Raw genomic sequence first — 16,492 nt, 5'->3', positions numbered from 1 at the left:
CGTTCAGGCTAGCGCGACCGCCCCGTCGCGGTCGCCACCTGCGCGGTAACAGGCGTGTACCGGCGGGTTCCCGGCGTCGCCGCGGCGATCAGCGCGGCCGCCAGCGCCGCCGCGCCCGCCACCAGGAACACCCACGAGTACGAGAGCGTCGACGGGTAGTTCACGCCGGCGATCTGCACCACCGACCCGGTCGTCAGCGCGACGACGATGGCGCTGCAACTGGACGTGCCGATCGAGCGGGCCAGGCTGTTCAAGCTGTTCGCGGCGGCGGTTTCGGTCGGCGGAACCGCCTGCATGATCAGCGTCGGCAGGGCGCCGTAGGACAACGCGCCGCCGATCGCGCCCACGGTCAGGTTGAACACCACCAGCGGCAGCGGCGAGTGCAGGAAGGATCCCGCGAGGTTGCCCACCATCAGCACCGTGCCGCCCAGGATCAGCGTGGTGCGCGGGCCGCGCCGCCGGGAGATCCGCGCGGACACCGGCGAGAACACGCCCATCGCGGCGCCGATCGGCAGCAGCACCAGGCCGGTCAGCACCAGCGACATGCCGAAGCCGTAGCCGGTGTCCTCCGGGGCCTGCATGATCTGCGAGCCCACGAGGAACCCGGCGAACATCGCCATGCCGACCAGCACCGAGGCGATGTTGGTCAGCAGCACCGCCGGCCGCGCCGACACCCGCAGGTCCACCAGCGGCGCATCGACGCGCAGTTCGTACACGCCCCACACCAGGAACAACGCCGCCGACGCGACGAGCAGGCCGACGATGACCCCGCTGGTCCAGCCCCATTCGTTGCCCTTGGAGATCGCCAGCAGCAGGCACGTCAGCGCCGCCGAGAGCCCCACCGCGCCGAGGAAGTCGAACCGGCCGCCGGTGCGCAGCGGCGACTCCGGGACGATCCAGAGGATCAGCGCGATCTCGGCGATCGCGAACGCGGCCGCGCCCGCGAACAGCCAGTGCCAGTTGAGGTTCTCGGCCACCACACCGGTCACCGGCAGCCCCACCGCGCCGCCGATGCCCAGCGTCGCGCTCATCAACGCCACCCCGGAACCGACCCGGTCCTCCGGTAACTCGTCGCGCATGATGCTGATCCCCAGCGGCACCACGCCGACCGCGGCACCTTGCAGCACCCGCCCGACGAGGACGGCGGTGAAGTCGTCGCTGACCGCGCCGATCGCGCTGCCCACCGCCATCGTGGCCAGCGAGATCAGCAGCATCCGGCGCTTGCCGTACATGTCGCCGAGGCGGCCGAGGACGGGCGCGCACACCGCGCCCGCCACCAGCGGCGCGGTGACCAGCCAGCCCGCGTTGGACCGCGTCGTGTCGAGGAGCCTGGGGAATTCCGGGAGCAGCGGTACGACCAGGGTCTGCATCAACGACACCGCGATACCGCACGAGGCGAGGACTCCGATGACGAGCCTCGAACTTCGTCGTGCGGTGGGCGTGGCCAGGCTCATCGGGCTCCTCGCTATCGGCGTGAACTTGTGTTCACCATGCAAGTAAACTCGTGTTCACCTCGTGCCGCAAGGAGTCGTCGGTCTCGATTCAGCGCGATTCGGGATGTTTCGCCCAGGAGTTCGTCCACTGTGGATAGACCTGGGTGGGGGATTGCGGCGACGTCGGCGAAATGCGTCCTGGTGCTCTGCGGCGGCGGTAGGCATCATGCGGCTGTCCGGCGCAATGTCGCCCCGGCGATGGGAAGGAGCGCGCATGCGCACCGCGTTGACCGAACTGCTGGGCATCGAAAGTCCGCTGGTGGGATTCAACCGGTCACCCGGTGTGGTCGCGGCCGTGACCAACGCCGGCGGCATCGGCGTGCTCGCCGCGACCGGCTACACCCCGGAAGAGCTCGACGCGCAGCTCACCTGGATCGAGGAGCAAGTGGACGGCCGCCCCTACGGCGTCGACGTGCTGGTGCCCACCAGGACGGCCACCGGAGACCCCGCGGACTACCTGGCCAGCCTGCGCGCCCAGATCCCGCAGGAGCACTACGACTTCGTCGACTCGCTGCTGGCGAAGTACGACATCCCGCCGGCCGACACGGCATCGGCGGGCGACCGGTTCGCCGCCAGCGTCGGCCCGGAGATCGTGCAGCCGCTGCTCGACGTCGCCTTCTCGCACGGGGTCGCCCTGGTCGCGAACGCGCTCGGCACCCCGCCGCCGGCGATGCTGGAGCGCGGCAAGGCCGACGGGGTGCCGATCGCGGCGCTGATCGGCTCGCCGAAGCACGCCCAGCGACAGCTGGACATGGGCGTCGACCTGCTCGTCGCGCAGGGCACCGAGGCCGGCGGGCACACCGGGACGATCGCGACCATGGTGCTGGTGCCGGAGGTCGTGGACCTCGCGGGCGACGTGCCGGTGCTGGCGGCCGGCGGCATCGCCACCGGGCGGCAGATGGCGGCATCGCTGGCGCTGGGCGCAGCCGGCGTCTGGTGCGGCTCGGTGTGGCTGTCCAGCCACGAGGACATCACCTCGCCCGCGGTGAAGGCCAAGTTCCTGGCGGCGACCAGCGGCGACACGCTGCGCTCGCCGACCCGCACCGGGAAACCGGCCCGCCAGCTGCGCAGCGCGTGGCACGAGGAGTGGGCGAGCCCGGGCAGCCCGACGCCGCTGCCGATGCCGCTGCAACCGATGCTGGTCGACCAGGCGTGGCGACGCATCAACCAGGCGGCCGAAGCGGGCAACGACGGAGCGAAGGCGCTGGCATCCTTCTTCATCGGCCAGGTCGTCGGCACGTTCCGGGAACTCCGACCGGCGGCGGACATCACCCGGGAGATCGTCGAAGACTGCGAGGAGGTCCTGACCCGCCTCGCGCCGTCGCGTGACTAGGCGATCGGTCAGGCGGGTTGATGGGGATCGCGCTCTTCACCGGTTTGCGGCCAGCGCGGTTCCGCAGGCGGTGGCCGCGGTGCGCCGGAACTCGCTCGGGTTGGTGCCGCGGACCCGTTTGAACGCCGCGCTGAACCCGAACGGGTCGGCGTAACCCACGGTGCGGGCGATGTCCGAGATGGTCGCGGACTCCTGCTCAACCAGCAGGTCTGCCGCGAGCGTCATGCGCCAGCGGGTGAGGTAGGTGAGCGGCGGTTCGCCGACCAGGTCGGCGAACCGCTTGGCCAGCGTCGAACGCGACACCCCGGTGCGCTCGGCCAGCGCGGTGACCGTCCACGGTGCCGCCGGTTCGGCGTGCAGCAGGCGCAGCGCGTCGCCGACCACCGGGTCCCGCTGGGCGGACCACCAGGCCGGGGCCTCGCTGCCGGGCCGGTCGAACCACTCGCGCAGCGTGCAGACCAGCATCCAGTCCAGCAGCCGGTCGAGCACTACCTGCTGGCCCGGTGTGTCGACGGCGACCTCGGCGGCGACGTGGTCCAGCACGGCGTCGGCCGTGCCTCCGGCGTCCACGCGCAACAGGACGGGCAGCGCGTCCAGCAGTCGGCGGCTGATCTCGCCGCGCACCGGATAAGCGCCGACGATCAGGATCGTGTCACCGGCGTTCCCGCCGCCGTCGTTCCAGCCGAGCCGGTGCCGGGTCCCGCCGTGCTCGGGCGTCGCGCAGTGCTCCCCGCACGCGATCGGTTCGGCCCGGGTGCCGACCTCGTCGACGAAGGTGAACGTCGCAGGGCCGCGCACGACGATCGTCTCGCGGGCGCGAAGCGGCTCGGGTGGACCGTGCTCCGGCACGATCCAGCCCGCTCCGGTGAGGACGGTGCACAGGGTCAGCGGCGCGCCGTCCACGAAGTGCAGTGCCCAGGGCGGAGACAGGGTCGAACTGCCGAACAACGAGCCGTGGGCCCGCACCCCGCGGATCAGGTCACCGAACACGTCCACGTCGCCGAGGCTAGACGAATACGCAGGCGATCCGGCTTCTCGCCCATGGGATCGTCCGAGCCGGCCGTGTTCAATCGGCGGCATGAGCACCGACGCCGGTTCGCTGACCGCCCAGGACCTCGAATTCCTCCGACGCCCCCTGCACGGGTTCTTGTCCGTGGCCGGGGCGCCGCTCCCGCCGCAGCCCCGACCGGTGTGGTTCGAGGCCACTGCGGAGGGCACGATCCAGCTGTTCACGGGCCCGGACACGCTCAAGGCGCGGCGCCTGCGCCGCGACCCCCGCGCCTCGATCGTCGTCGCCGCCCCGGTGGGTGAACGCGAGCGCTGGCTGTCGGTCGCCGGCCGCACCACGGTGGAACCCGGCGGGGCGCACGACCTGGCCGCCCGCCTGGCCGCTCGCTACTGGGACCTCGACGACTCGGCCCGCGCCGACGAACTCGCCGGGATACTGGCCGCGGACCAGGTTCGCCTCGTCATCCACCCGGAAACCGTGCGCCGCTTCCTGAACTGAGTTCGCCGCCGGGATCAGGGGAGGCGTTCGGCTCGGAGGCGCGAGCGGCGGATCTTGCCCGCCTCGTCCCGCAGCGGGTCCGAGACGAACTCGAAGCTCCGGGGCAGGCGGTAGGGCGCGACCCGGGCGCGGAGGTGTTCCAGCAACGACTCCTCGGTCACCGGGCGGCGCGGGTGGACGATCGCGTGCGGGACGTTGCCGAGATCGTCGTCGGGCAGGCCGATCACGCAGCTGTCCACCACCGCGTCGTGCAGCGCCAGCGCCGCTTCCAGCTCCGCCGGGTACACGTTCGCGCCGCCCACCAGGATCATGTCCGTCTCCCGGTCGCCGAGGTAGAGGTACCCGTCCTCGTCGAACCAGCCGATGTCGCCGAGGGATTCCCAGCCTTCCCCGTCGACCTGCGCCCGACCGCCCAGCAACCGGTACGTCGGATCGACGTCCGCCGCCGTGCGCATCCACACCTTGCCCTCCCGGCCCGGCGGCAGGACCCGGCCTCCGGCGTCGCGCACCTGCATCTCGCCGCGCAGCACCCGGCCCACCGAGCCCGGGTGCGCCAGCCATTCCTCGCTGGTGATGAACGTGGCGGCCTGCGCCTCGGTGCCCGCGTACAGCTCGCGCAGGATCGGCCCGACCCAGTCGATCCACTGCCGCTTCAGCCACACCGGCACCGGCGCCGCCGTGTGGAAGACGGCGCGCAGGCTCGACATGTCGGCGGCGTCGCGCACCTCCGCGGGCAGCTTCGCGATCCGGGCCAGGATCGTCGACACCACGTACAGCCAGGTCACCCGGTGCTCGCCGATCAGCCGCAGCGTCTCGGCGGCGTCGAAGCGGCGCATCAGGATCACGTGGTTGCCGCGCAGCAATCCCATGGCCACCGACATGTTCGGCGCGTTGTGCGACACCGGCGACGGCACCAGCGCGACGCCGCCGGGTTCGATGCCGAAGCTGTCCGCGGACGGTTCCACGTCCTCCACCAGCGCGGGCCGCCCCGCGACGATCACCTTGGGCCGGCCGGTGCTGCCGCCGGAGGTCGGCGCCTTCCACGCGGGCGAGACCGCCACCGGCAGCGGGCCGTCGTCCTGCTGGGCGGAGCGGAATCGCGCGGGCAGCACCGGGCGCCCGCCGGTCAGCTCCGGTTCCACATCGCCGATCACCAGCGCGGGTTCGGCCAGCGCGATGATCTCCGCCAGTTCGCCGGCCGGGAGCTTGGGGCTCAGCGGCTGGGGCACCGCGCCGACCTTCCAGGCCGCGATCTCGGCGAGCACGAACGGCACCCCGTTGGGCAGCACGATGCTGACGAAGTCGCCCTGCCGCACCCCGCGCGCCAGCAGGTCGCGGGCCAGCCGGTTCGACTCCGATTCCAGCTCCGCCCGGGTGAGCGTGGTGTCCTCGCAGGTCAGCGCGGCGCGGTCGGGTTCGGCGGCAGCGAGTTCGGCCAGCCGGACGGGGAACGGGGTACCGGCGACGGGCCGGTCGGCTGCGGGCACTCTCGAGCTCCTTGTCGTCCACTTCGGACAGGCGGACAGCGGAAAACCGGCTTTGCGCACCGAATGAATCACCGACCGGTGGGTACGACAAGTACGGCAGGCCTAACGAACCGATAGGCGCAGGCTATTTCGGCCGGTCCGGTCGGGCGATTGCAGACGTCAGCCGACTTTAGTGCACTGGGGAAGGCATTCCGGGCTATCCAGGAGGTAGGCGTGAGCAAGCTGCGTTTCGGCGTTTTCCTGGCCCCCTTCCACACCGCGGGCCAGAACCCCACCCTGGCACTGCACCGCGACCTCGAACTCATCCAGCACCTCGACGCGCTCGGCTACGACGAGGCGTGGATCGGCGAACACCACTCGGCGGGCAGCGAGCTGATCGCCTCGCCGGAGATCTTCATCGCCGCCGCGGCCGAGCGGACCCGGCACATCAGGCTCGGCACCGGCGTGATCTCGCTGGCGTACCACAACCCGCTGTGGGTGGCGGACCGCATGGTGCTGCTGGACCACCTCACGCGCGGCCGGGTCATGCTCGGCGTCGGGCCCGGCTCGCTGCCCACGGATTCGGCGATGATCGGCCTCAACCCGACCGAGACCCGCGAGCTGCTCGACGAGAACCTCGACATCGTGCTGCGCCTGCTGCGCGGCGAAGCGGTCACCGCGCGGACCCGGACGCACAACCTCGTCGACGCGCGCCTGCAGCTGCGGCCCTACTCGGATCCGCTGTTCGACGTGGCGGTGGCCGCGGTGGCGTCTCCGACCGGTCCCCGGCTGGCCGGGCGGCACGGCATCGGGCTGCTGTCTATCGGCGCGACGCTGACCGCCGAGAGCTTCGACGCCCTGGGGCACCACTGGGGCATCGCGACCGAGCGAGCCGAGGCGTTCGGCACCGAGGTGGATCGCGAGGCGTGGCGGCTGGTCGGCCTGATGCACGTCGCCGAGACCCGGGAGCAGGCGTACCGGGACGTCGAGCACGGGATCGCGGACTGGTTCGAGTACTTCCAGAAGATCGCGGCCTTCCCGCAGATGCACGTGTCGGGCGGCGACGTCGGGGAGATGATCGCGTTCATCCGCGATTCGGGCGTCGGCGTGATCGGCACCCCGGAGGACGCGGCGGAGCAGGTGCAGCGCTTGGTGGGCCAGTCCGGCGGGTTCGGCGCGATGCTGCTGATGGCACACGAGTGGGCGAACCCGGCGGCGACGAAGCGCTCCTACGAACTGATCGCCCAGCACGTGCTGCCCGCCTTCCAGGGCCAAGCCCAGTCCACATTGGACGCGAAGGCGCGGGCGAGTGCGACGCGGGAAGGCCACGCCCAGGCCCAGCACGACGCGGTGGCCCACATGGCCAAGAAGTACGAAGCCGAACGCGCGTAGCGACGGGCCGCTTCTGGCGGCGGCGTTCCGGTGGATCCGGGGCCGTGCGTACTTTGTGTCGCCATAGCAGCACAAAGTACGCACGGCCCCGTGACCGGCGGGAACATCGGACGGTCAGGACCGGTGGTGCACCTCCTGCAGGCCGTAGACCGGGGTCGGGATGCCCTCGTACCGGGCCTTGAGCTGCAGGGCGAGGTAGAGGGAGTAGTGCCGGGACTGGTGCAGGTTCCCGCCGTGGAACCACAGGCCCTGCTGCTGCGTGGGTTTCCACATGTTGCGCTGCTCGCCTTCCCACGGCCCGGGATCCTTCGTCGTGCCCGAACCCAGGCCCCAGCACTTGCCCACCCGGTCCGCCATCTCCTGGCCGGCCAGGTCCGCCACCCAGCCGTTCATCGAGCCGTACCCGGTCGCGTAGACGACCACGTCGGCAGGCAGCTCGGTGCCGTCGGCGAGCACGACGCCGTCGGCGGTGAGGTGGTCGACCTTGCCGTGGGCGAGGGCGATCTCGCCGTCGGCGACCAGCTCGGAGGCGCCGACGTCGATGTAGTAGCCGGAGCCGCGGCGGAGGTACTTCATGAACAGCCCGGATTCGTCGTCGCCCCAGTCGAGCAGGAACCCGGCCTTCTCCAGCCGGTCGTAGAAGTCCGCGTCACGCTCCCGGATCTGCTTGTACACCGGGATCTGGAACTCGTGCATGATCCGGTACGGCAGCGATGCGAAGACCATGTCGGCCTTGTCGGTGGTCATCCCCGAGCTCACCGCGCGCTCGGAGTAGAGGTCGCCCATGGCGATGTCCATCAGCGATTCGGACCTGACGATGTGCGTGGAGGAGCGCTGCACCATGGTGACCTCGGCGCCGTGCTCCCACAGCGCGGCGCAGATGTCGTGGGCGGAGTTGTTGGAGCCGATCACGACCGCCCGCTTGCCCGCGTAGGCGTCGGGGCCGGGGTGCTGCGAGGAATGGTGCTGATCGCCCTGGAAGAGCTCCATCCCCGGGAACGACGGGATGTTCGGCTTGCCGGACATCCCGGTGGCGAAGACGAGTTGCCGGGGCGTGAGGGTGATCGCCTCGCCGTCGCGGTCGACCACCACCGTCCACCGCTCGGCCTCGTCGTCCCAACCGGCGGAGGTGACCTCGGAGCTCGTCCAGTACGGAACCTCCATCACCTGCGTGTACATCTCCAGCCAGTCGGCGATCTTGTCCTTGGGCGCGAAGACCGGCCAGTTGTCGGGGAAGGGCAGGTACGGCAGGTGGTCGTACCAGACCGGGTCGTGCAGGCAGAGGCTCTTGTAGCGCTTGCGCCACGAATCCCCGGCGCGGGCGTTGCGTTCGAGGACGAGAGCGGGCACGCCGAGCTGGCGGAGCCGCGCGCCCAGCGCGATGCCGCCCTGCCCGCCGCCGATGACGACGACGTAGGGCTGCTCCTCGCGCCCGAGCTCGGTCTCCTCGCGGTCGCGTTCTTCGGCCCAGGAACGACGTCCCCTGATCGTCCCGTGGTGGGCGCCCTTCGGACGCCGTTCGCGTTGCGGCTCCTCGAACCCCTTGAGCTCGCGCAGGCTGGTGAGCAGCGTCCAGCCGCCCTCGTCGGTCAGCCGGAGATGGCCCTTCCCGCGGCCGCCGGCCGTCTCGAACTCGATCCACGCCTCGACGACGCCCGCCGACTCGACCGGGGCCTCCGTGGTGCGGAATCCGGAGGGCGCGGTGTCGGCGAGGCAGGACTCCAGCATGTGCGCGATGCCCTCGCGCCCCTCGACGGTCTTGAGATTCCAGGTGAACGACACCAGGTCCCGCCAGTAGCTGTCGGCCGCGAACATCGCGGCGGCCTGCCGGGCGTCGCCGGCCGCGAGCGCGGACTCGAAACGATTCAGCCAGGCATCGACGCGCTCCTGCGGGGAGCCGGGCCCTGCCACCGGGTCGATCGTCTGCGTCATCCCAACTCCCTGTCATCCCAGTTGTCGAGTAACGCAGATCACACGCCCTCGGGAAGTGGTCGGCAAGGGTTGCAGGGAATTGCATTCCGGCTCGGCTATCGCGTGCAGTGACCGGTGCCACATATCATCGCCGTGAGAGCGATGTCGCGGGAGGTGGACCGGTGAGCGTTCCGCACGCTGTCCCGCCGGGTCGGCACCTGCCCGACTACGCCCGCGACTTGGTGCGGATGCACGACGCCGTCATCTCCGGAACTCGGCCGAACCTGCGGCCTCGCGCCCTCGTCTCCCGCTCCTGGTCGCGCGTGCTCGGGCTCGGCCTCACCGCCGACGGGCGCAACGTCCGCGCCGCCCTGGCTGAGGAGGAACTCGCGCGGCGGCGGCACGGATCGCCGCTGCGGAACGTCATCGGCGAACTCAGGCAGGTGATCGGGGCGGTGTCCGACGCCTCGCCGCTGCTGCTGGTGGTCACCGACGCCGATGGCGTCATCCTCTGGCAGGAGGGCGCGTCGCCGGTCCTGCGCCGGGCCGAGGACCTCGGTTTCCGCGCGGGCGCCCAGTGGACCGAGGCGAACGTGGGCACCAACGCGATCGGCACCGCGCTGGCCGAGGCCGCGCCGGTCGAGCTGCTCGCGGGCGAGCACTTCGAGCAGGGCCAGCATCCGTGGTACTGCACCGCCGCGCCGATCCACGACCCGCGCACCGGTGCGCTGCTGGGCGTCGTCGACGTCAGCGGGCCCGCCCTGACCCTGCATCCGGCGATCGGCGCCCTGGTCGAGACGGCTCGGCGGCTCGCCGAGTCCCAGCTCTGGCGCGGCCACCGGCAGGGCCTGGAACGGCTGCGGCGGTCGGCCGAGCCGCTGCTGGCCGCGGCCGCCGGGCCGGCCCTGCTGGTCGACGACGACGGCTGGGTCGCGCACAGTTCGGGCATCGCGGTGGGGGACCGGATCGCCGCGCCGGCCGACGGCCAGGTCATCGCGGTTCCCGGCGTCGGGGCCTGCATTCCCGAGCGGCTGGCGGACGGCTGGCTGATCCGGCCGTCGGATCGCGGGCGGACGGTGCTGCTCGACCTCGACCTGTCCGGCTCGCCGGTGCTGCGCCTGCGCTCCGGAGACGCCGAATGGCACCGCCCGCTGACCAAGCGGCACGCCGAGATCTTCGCGCTCCTGCACTCCGCCGGCCCTGCCGGCCTCACCGCGCAGGCGCTCAGCCGGGCCCTGTTCGGGGACACCGAGCACCTCGTCACCGTCCGCGCGGAGGTGTCGCGACTGCGCCGCCTGCACGGAACCCTGGTGGAGACCAGGCCCTACCGGTTGGCCGACGGAGTCAGGTTGGCGGTCCACCGCGCGCCGGGCCCGTCGTGATCCCGGGGCGCGGTGGACCGCCGGTAGTTCATCCCAGCGGCCAGCCCTTGAGGGGCTTGGGCTGCGGCGTGGGGTAGGCGCGCTTGGAGGTGCTGAGGTTCTGGTTCACCAGCGCCTCCGCCAGGCTCACCGCCGCGGCGACCCCGTCGACGACCGGGACGCCGACCTCCTCCTCGACCCGCTCCGCGAGGCCCGCCATTCCGGCGCAGCCGAGCAGGATCACGTCGGCGCCGTCGTCCTCCACCGCCAGCCGCGCCTCCTCGACGATGCGCGTCGCGGCCCGGTCCTCGTCGGCCTCCAGCTCCAGCACCGGGATCTCGGCGGCGCGCAACGCTGCGCACCGGCCCGTCAGGCCGGTCAGCTGGAGGCGGTCGTGGATCTGGCCGAGCGTGCGGCGCAGCGAGGTGACCACCGCGTAGCGGCGGCCGATCAGGCACGCCGTGTGCGCGGCGGCCTCGGTGATGTCGACGACCGGCACGTCGAACAGCTCCGCGAGCCCTTCCTTGCCGTGCTCGCCGAAGCCCGCCAGCACCACCGCGTCGAAGGGTTCTTCGAGCCGGCTGACGCGGTCCATCACCGCCACCGCCGCCAGGTAGCTCTCGAAGTTGCCCTCCACCGAGCCGGCCCCGAAATCCGGTGTCACCGCGATGATCTCGGTGGTGTCGGAGGCGACTTTCACGGCCTGCTGCCGGATTGCCTCGGTGACCGCCTCGGTCGTGTTGACGTTGGCGACGACGATCCTCATGTTTCCCCTCATTGATCAGCTGTTCACTCGGCGGCCACGGCGATGGCTTCGCCGTCGACGTCGCGGAATTCCGGCTTGCGGTCGCCGATGACGGCGTAGATGGCCGCGCCGAGGATCGCCCCGACGAACCAGGAGAACCCGGCGACGACCTCGAAGACGGGCACCAGCGCCACGATGACCGAGATCGCGGCGGCGGGCACGAACGCCCAGACCGCCTTGGGGTTGTAGCCGTTGCGGTAGTGGTACTCGCCGTCCGGGTTGTCGGTGTAGAGGTCCGGGACGTTGACGCGGGCCTTCCGCAGCAGCCAGTAGTCCGCCATGATCACGCCGAAGATCGGCCCGAGCAGCGCGCCGAGGCCGCCGAGGAAGTAGTTCACCACGACGGGGTTGTCGTAGAGGTTCCACGGCAGGATGACGAGGCCGATGGCCGCGCTGACCAACCCGGCCCGGCGGAAGTTCAGCTTCTGCGGGAAGAGGTTCACGAGCACGTAGATCGGCGCCACGAAGTTGGCCATCAGGTTCACCGCGATGGTCAGGATGATCAGCGCGATCGAGGCGCTCGCGAGCAGGATCAGGTTGGGGATCGTCTGCACGATGTCGGTCGGGCTGGTGATCACCCGGCCGTCCAGCTTGAACTGCGCGCCGCTGAGGACGACGACGATGCCGGCGAAGAAGAGCATGTTCACCGGGATCCCGATCAGGTTCCCGCCGATGATCGACTTCCGGCTCTTGGCCGAGCGCGTGAAGTCGCAGAAGTTCAGCACGAAGGTCCCGTAGATCACTACCCAGAGCGCGGCGCCCTGCAGGATCTGCAGCCACATCGCCCCGCCGGTGAGCGGCTGCGAGGTGGAGATCGAGATGGAACCGCCGGCGCGGACGAACATCCAGATCGCCAGCGCGCACATCGTGATCAGGGTGGTCGGCGCGGCGATCGCCATGTACTTGCGGATCACGTGCATGCCGTAGCTGACGATGAGGACCTGGATGGCCCAGAGCGCGAGGAAGGTGATCCAGCCGAGCGTCGAAAGCCCCAGCGCGGACGAGGTCTCCAGGACCTGCAGCCTGGGGAACATGGCCACCAGGAGGGCGTTCAGCACGGCGGACGCCAGGTAGGTCTGGATGCCGAACCAGGCGATGGCGACGATGCCGCGGACGGCGGCCGGGATCCGCGCGCCCTTGGTGCCGAACGCGATGCGGCTCATGACCGGGAAGGGCACGCCGGTCTTGTGCCCCATGTAGCCGGACAGCGTCAGGAGCAGGAACAACAACACCGAGGCCAGCACGAAGGCCAGTAGAATGCCCCATACGCTCAGGCCCAGCGCGAACAGGCCGATGGCGAACGCGTAGTTGCCGAGGCTGTGCACGTCGTTGGCCCAGAGCGTGAAGACGTTGTAGGCGCCCCAGCGGCGCCCCTCCTTCTTCGTCGGGGCGAGGTCATAGCTGTACAGGGTGGTGCTGGCGGAGCCGGGCGGATCCGTGGCAGTTCGGTTGTCCGTCGCGGTCATAAGGCTGCTCCCGGGTTTCCACATTGAAACATTCGGCTACCTTGAATTTCCTATTTATTCCACGATGTGGAAGTATAAGAATATGTATACGTAAGGTAGGCCCGGCTGATCCGCCGGTCAAGAGTTGTTCGGGGTCGTTCGTATACCGAAATTTTTGCCGAGCGCGGCTTTCCCGGCAAACACACCGGATCCCCCGTGCCGTTGTGGCACAAGGGATCCGGTGTCCGGGAATCTCCAACAGCGAGGTCGGCGCGGGGCGGACGCCGTTGCGGCATGTTCCGGAGAGGAACGTCGAGGGCTCGTCGCCGTCTGCCGGAGCAGTGGGTCAGAAGAGCATGCGTTCCAGGACCATCTGACGGCTGGACAGCACGTGCTGCTTCGCGACCTCCGCGGCGCGGTCCGCGTCGCCCGCGGCGATCGCGGCCTGGAGCGCCTCGTGCTCGGTGCAGACCCGCTCGGGTTCGAGGTTCATCCGGAACAGCCAGGCCAGCCGGCTGTGCAGCGGCTCCAGCATCGACGCCAACAGGTCGTTGCCCGCGAGCCCGACCAGCGTGTCGTGGAAGTTGGCGTTGGCGTCGGACATCTCGTTGACATCACCGGCCTCGTGCGCCTCGCGCGCCTTGCGGGCCAGGTCGGTCAGCCGCGCCACCTCTTCGGCCTCGGCGCGCTCGGCGGCCAGCCGGGCGGCGTAGACCTCCAGCGCCTCGCGGACCTCGAACAGCTCCTTGACCTGCTGGCGGTCCAGGCCGCGGACGAACACGCCCCGGCGACGCGGCAGCACGTCGACGAATCCTTCGCTCTGCAGCATCCGGATCGCCTCGCGCACCGGAACCCGGGAGATCCCGAGCTCGGCGGCGAGTTCCTGCTCGAAGATCCGGTCGCCGGGGCGCAGCCGGCCATCGGCGATGCGGTCCTGCAGCTCCCGGCGCACCTGATCGCGCAGGGGGACGCGGGTATCCGCGGTTTGCTTACCGGTGACCGACACGGCTCCTCCTCCTAGGTCGCGCTGCCCCCAGCCTAGGCGAGGCGGGTTCAGATGCCGCGCTTCATGGCACGCGTTCCCAGCCACAGGCCGGCGGCGGCGATGATGCCCGCCGCGATGATCCCGTACGGCACCGACGGGTCCGCGAGCTGCCCGGAGAACAGCGCCCGCTCGGCGTCGGCGATGTGCGATACCGGGTTGAACTGCGCGATGACCTGCAGCCACGCCGGGCCGAAGTCCATCGGCAGCAGCACCCCGGACAGCAGCAGCAATGGGAACAGCAAGAGCTGCGTGATCGCGTAGAACAGCTCGCCGCCCGGGTGCGCGGCGATCGCCAGCACGAACGACAGCGAGCCGAGCCCGACGCCGAACACCAGCAGCAGGGCCAGCCCGGCTACCACCCCGGCGGCGTGCAGCTGGAAGCCCAGCGGCACGGACAGGGCGATGAGCAGCACCGCCTGCACCAGCAGCAGGGCGAATTCCCGCAGCGTCCGGCCCACGAGCATCGCCGAGCGGTTCAGCGGCGTCACCAGCATCCGCTCCATCGAGCCGGTACCGAGCTCGACCAGCAGGTTGTAGCCGGCCATCATCGGGCCGAACAGGCACATCATCACCAGGATGCCCGGCACGAACCACTGCCACGGCGCGGCCTCGAACCCGGAGGTGCCGGCCAGCAGCGGTCCGAACAGGAACAGGAACAGCACCGGCTGCGCCATGTTGAACAGGATCACCATCGGCTCGCGCAGCGCCGGGGTGAACTCCCGGGCGAAAACCGTTGCGGTGTCGCGGAAGAACTGCATCGATCGGTCCTCTTCTCGGTGGGGTTTCAGGATTCGTCGCCTTCGCGGAGGCTTCGGCCGGTGAGCGCGAGGAAGACGTCGTCCAAGGTGGGGCGCGCGGCTTCGGCGGCGATCGCCTTGATCCCGGTCTCCTCGAAGGCGCGCAGGTATTCCGGCAGCGCGGTGTCGGCGCGGGGCACCCGGATCTGGACCGCCTGGCCGTCGACGGTGACGGCGTCGGGGGAGGCGAGCCGGGCCGCGGTCTCGGCCGCCGGTGCCGCGTCCGGGCGGGAAACGGTGATGGTGATGCGGTCGCCGGCGAGGTCGGCCTTGAGCTGTTCGGCCGTGCCGTCGGCGATGACCCGGCCGTGGTCGACGATCACCACCCGCTCGGCCATGCTGTCGGCCTCGTCGAGGTAGTGCGTGGTGAACAGCAGCGTCGTGCGGTGTTCTTCGCGCAGCCGCAGCACGTGCTCCCAGATGTTGGCCCGGCTGAGCGGGTCGAGGCCGGTGGACGGCTCGTCCAGGAACAGCAGTGCCGGGCGGTTGACCAGGCCCATCGCGATGTCGAGGCGGCGGCGTTGCCCGCCGGAGAGCGTGCCCGGCTTGCGGGCCGCCAGCGGGGTCAGGTCGAGCAGGTCGAGGACCTCGTCGGCGCGGCGCCGGGCGTCCTGGCGGGTCAGGCCGTAGCTGCGGCCCTGGGTGATCAGCTCGTCGCGGGCGCGGAAGTTCTCGCCGGCGCTGCTCCGCTGGCCGACGTAACCGATGCGGGCGCGCACCGCGGCGGGGGCGGTGATGATGTCGTGCCCCGCGACGGTGGCCGTTCCGGACGTGGGCGGTAGCAGCGTGGTGAGCATCCGCAGGCTGGTCGACTTGCCGGCGCCGTTGGGCCCGAGGAAGGCGACCAGCTGGCCGGGCTCGACGTCGAGGTCCAGGCCGCGCACGGCGTCGACGGGCCGGCGTTTGACGGTGAACCGGCGGGTCAGGCCGCGGGCGTGGATCATCGATGGCTCCTTCTGCTCGTTTTCCCTGGAAATGGGCATGACGAAGAAACCCCGGTTCGGGGGTTTCGGGTGAGATGACCGATCTTGGCGCGCGGCGAGCCCGGCGGTCAAACGTGAACATTACTTTCATGTTTGCTCTGACCTGTGAGAACGCCGTGTCTGGTGCGCTCGGTCAGGGTTCTGCGTGCGGCCGAATTCGCAGGTCGGCGGCCATTTTCGGAATTTCCCGGACGAATTATGGTGTAAACCCGAGGTTTACGGCTCTGCTGCGAGTCCCGGAGCCTCATGGGGCCCGTGCGGATGCCTGAACGTGCAGTGCTGCTCAAGTCCCGGCCCGCGCGGATCGTTCTGCACGATTTCCTGGCCGGACCTGATGTTGAACCGGTGCTGGAGGAGCAGATGGGCGACATCGACGAGAGCGCTCCCGCATTGACCACGCCACAGGAGTGGCGCGGCTACCTGCGCGAGTACAACGAGCTGTACCTGCGGGCCGCCGAGGACGACGAGCTCGACTCCGGGCAGAACTGGATGGGGAACGAGCCGGCCGCCGAGGAAACCGTGCTGGCGGCCGAGAAGCGGCTCGGCGTCCGGTTCCCGCCGAGCTATCGCGCCTTCCTGCTGGCCAGCGACGGGTGGAACGGCGTGGGCGGGTGGATCGAGCTCATCTGGTCGTGCGAACGCATTCCCTGGATGCGCGACACCGGCGGGGGCGCGAACCTCATCGACCTCTACGGCGAGGATCCGGACGACGAGTACGCGGTGCTGTTCCGGCGGTCGCTGGACGTCGCGGAAGGCGAGGACTTCTGGTTCCTCGATCCTGCCGAGGTCGGCCCGGAGGGCGAGTGGGCGGCCTACCTGTTCGAGCCCAAGTACGGCGAGCTGAAGGAGTTCGCGAGCTTCGCCGAACTGTTCCACGCCAGCCGACGGCTCATGGAGTGGTTCGCCGGGACGACGCTGCCGACGACTGAGTCCGCCCGGTTGTAAACCTTGGGT

Annotated in this window: 14 protein-coding genes; 5 read left to right on the top strand and 9 right to left on the bottom strand. The window is 70.5% G+C overall.

The annotated features are described in order from the left end of the window. Positions 1-8 precede the first annotated feature (8 nt). A complete protein-coding gene (locus tag BLW84_RS25445) occupies positions 9-1,454 on the bottom strand; it encodes an MFS transporter (RefSeq protein WP_093269776.1) in 1,446 nt (481 codons plus the stop codon). A 253-nt stretch (positions 1,455-1,707) separates the two neighbouring features. Between BLW84_RS25445 and BLW84_RS25440 the strand changes: the two genes are divergently transcribed. Beyond that, positions 1,708-2,826, top strand: coding sequence for an NAD(P)H-dependent flavin oxidoreductase (locus tag BLW84_RS25440; protein WP_093269773.1), 1,119 nt, complete (start codon positions 1,708-1,710; stop codon positions 2,824-2,826). 36 nt (positions 2,827-2,862) lie between these two features. Here BLW84_RS25440 and BLW84_RS25435 read toward each other — a convergent pair whose 3' ends face one another. Next, entirely contained in the window at positions 2,863-3,822 is a 960-nt protein-coding gene (locus BLW84_RS25435) for an AraC family transcriptional regulator (RefSeq protein ID WP_093269770.1), read from the bottom strand. Between the two features lie 82 nt (positions 3,823-3,904). On the opposite strand from BLW84_RS25435, the gene BLW84_RS25430 reads away from it, so the two are divergent. Continuing rightward, a complete protein-coding gene (locus tag BLW84_RS25430; RefSeq protein WP_093269769.1) occupies positions 3,905-4,333 on the top strand; it encodes a pyridoxamine 5'-phosphate oxidase family protein in 429 nt (142 codons plus the stop codon). A gap of 14 nt (positions 4,334-4,347) precedes the next feature. Here the strand turns inward: BLW84_RS25430 and BLW84_RS25425 are convergent, their stop codons facing one another. Beyond that, entirely contained in the window at positions 4,348-5,820 is a 1,473-nt protein-coding gene (locus BLW84_RS25425; RefSeq protein WP_177226682.1) for an AMP-binding protein, read from the bottom strand. A gap of 213 nt (positions 5,821-6,033) precedes the next feature. On the opposite strand from BLW84_RS25425, the gene BLW84_RS25420 reads away from it, so the two are divergent. After that, positions 6,034-7,191, top strand: coding sequence for an LLM class flavin-dependent oxidoreductase (locus BLW84_RS25420; protein ID WP_093269766.1), 1,158 nt, complete (start codon positions 6,034-6,036; stop codon positions 7,189-7,191). 114 nt (positions 7,192-7,305) lie between these two features. On the opposite strand, the gene BLW84_RS25415 is transcribed toward BLW84_RS25420, so the two are convergent. Continuing rightward, positions 7,306-9,123, bottom strand: a complete 1,818-nt coding sequence (locus tag BLW84_RS25415; protein ID WP_093269764.1) for a flavin-containing monooxygenase — start codon at positions 9,121-9,123, stop codon at positions 7,306-7,308. Between the two features lie 161 nt (positions 9,124-9,284). On the opposite strand from BLW84_RS25415, the gene BLW84_RS25410 reads away from it, so the two are divergent. Continuing rightward, positions 9,285-10,484 (top strand): sigma-54-dependent transcriptional regulator family protein, encoded by a 1,200-nt coding sequence (locus tag BLW84_RS25410; protein WP_093269761.1) that lies wholly within the window; start codon positions 9,285-9,287, stop codon positions 10,482-10,484. 28 nt (positions 10,485-10,512) lie between these two features. Here BLW84_RS25410 and BLW84_RS25405 read toward each other — a convergent pair whose 3' ends face one another. The 5 genes from BLW84_RS25405 to BLW84_RS25385 all read right to left on the bottom strand — a co-directional run bounded on the left by BLW84_RS25405 (position 10,513) and on the right by BLW84_RS25385 (position 15,499). After that, positions 10,513-11,229 carry an aspartate/glutamate racemase family protein gene (locus BLW84_RS25405; RefSeq protein WP_093269758.1) on the bottom strand — a complete coding sequence of 239 codons (717 nt, stop codon included), beginning with the start codon at positions 11,227-11,229 and terminating at the stop codon, positions 10,513-10,515. Positions 11,230-11,252: 23 nt separating this feature from the next. Beyond that, positions 11,253-12,734, bottom strand: a complete 1,482-nt coding sequence (locus tag BLW84_RS25400; RefSeq protein WP_093269755.1) for an NCS1 family nucleobase:cation symporter-1 — start codon at positions 12,732-12,734, stop codon at positions 11,253-11,255. A 325-nt stretch (positions 12,735-13,059) separates the two neighbouring features. Beyond that, positions 13,060-13,719, bottom strand: a complete 660-nt coding sequence (locus tag BLW84_RS25395; protein WP_093269752.1) for a GntR family transcriptional regulator — start codon at positions 13,717-13,719, stop codon at positions 13,060-13,062. A gap of 47 nt (positions 13,720-13,766) precedes the next feature. Continuing rightward, the gene (locus tag BLW84_RS25390) at positions 13,767-14,516 is read right to left on the bottom strand and encodes an ABC transporter permease (protein WP_093269750.1); all 750 of its coding nucleotides are present in this window, start codon (positions 14,514-14,516) and stop codon (positions 13,767-13,769) included. Positions 14,517-14,542: 26 nt separating this feature from the next. Next, a complete protein-coding gene (locus tag BLW84_RS25385; protein ID WP_093269748.1) occupies positions 14,543-15,499 on the bottom strand; it encodes an ATP-binding cassette domain-containing protein in 957 nt (318 codons plus the stop codon). Positions 15,500-15,799: 300 nt separating this feature from the next. Here BLW84_RS25385 and BLW84_RS25380 point away from each other — a divergent pair, with 300 nt between their 5' ends. After that, positions 15,800-16,483: an SMI1/KNR4 family protein gene (locus BLW84_RS25380; protein ID WP_218157459.1), complete on the top strand. Its 684-nt coding sequence runs from the start codon at positions 15,800-15,802 to the stop codon at positions 16,481-16,483. Positions 16,484-16,492 lie beyond the last annotated feature (9 nt).

The organism is Saccharopolyspora shandongensis (assembly GCF_900106995.1).
Classification (GTDB): Bacteria; Actinomycetota; Actinomycetes; order Mycobacteriales; family Pseudonocardiaceae; genus Saccharopolyspora; species Saccharopolyspora shandongensis.
This window is presented reverse-complemented; position numbering and strand designations above follow the sequence as displayed.

Bases quoted from the DNA above. Each gene is read 5' to 3' on its own strand.
- BLW84_RS25380 (WP_218157459.1), top strand. From the start codon at position 15,800: ATGCCTGAACGTGCAGTGCTGCTCAAGTCCCGGCCCGCGCGGATCGTT.
- BLW84_RS25445 (WP_093269776.1), bottom strand. From the start codon at position 1,454: ATGAGCCTGGCCACGCCCACCGCACGACGAAGTTCGAGGCTCGTCATC.
- BLW84_RS25440 (WP_093269773.1), top strand. From the start codon at position 1,708: ATGCGCACCGCGTTGACCGAACTGCTGGGCATCGAAAGTCCGCTGGTG.
- BLW84_RS25400 (WP_093269755.1), bottom strand. From the start codon at position 12,734: ATGACCGCGACGGACAACCGAACTGCCACGGATCCGCCCGGCTCCGCC.
- BLW84_RS25385 (WP_093269748.1), bottom strand. From the start codon at position 15,499: ATGATCCACGCCCGCGGCCTGACCCGCCGGTTCACCGTCAAACGCCGG.
- BLW84_RS25415 (WP_093269764.1), bottom strand. From the start codon at position 9,123: ATGACGCAGACGATCGACCCGGTGGCAGGGCCCGGCTCCCCGCAGGAG.
- BLW84_RS25430 (WP_093269769.1), top strand. From the start codon at position 3,905: ATGAGCACCGACGCCGGTTCGCTGACCGCCCAGGACCTCGAATTCCTC.
- BLW84_RS25390 (WP_093269750.1), bottom strand. From the start codon at position 14,516: ATGCAGTTCTTCCGCGACACCGCAACGGTTTTCGCCCGGGAGTTCACC.
- BLW84_RS25405 (WP_093269758.1), bottom strand. From the start codon at position 11,229: ATGAGGATCGTCGTCGCCAACGTCAACACGACCGAGGCGGTCACCGAG.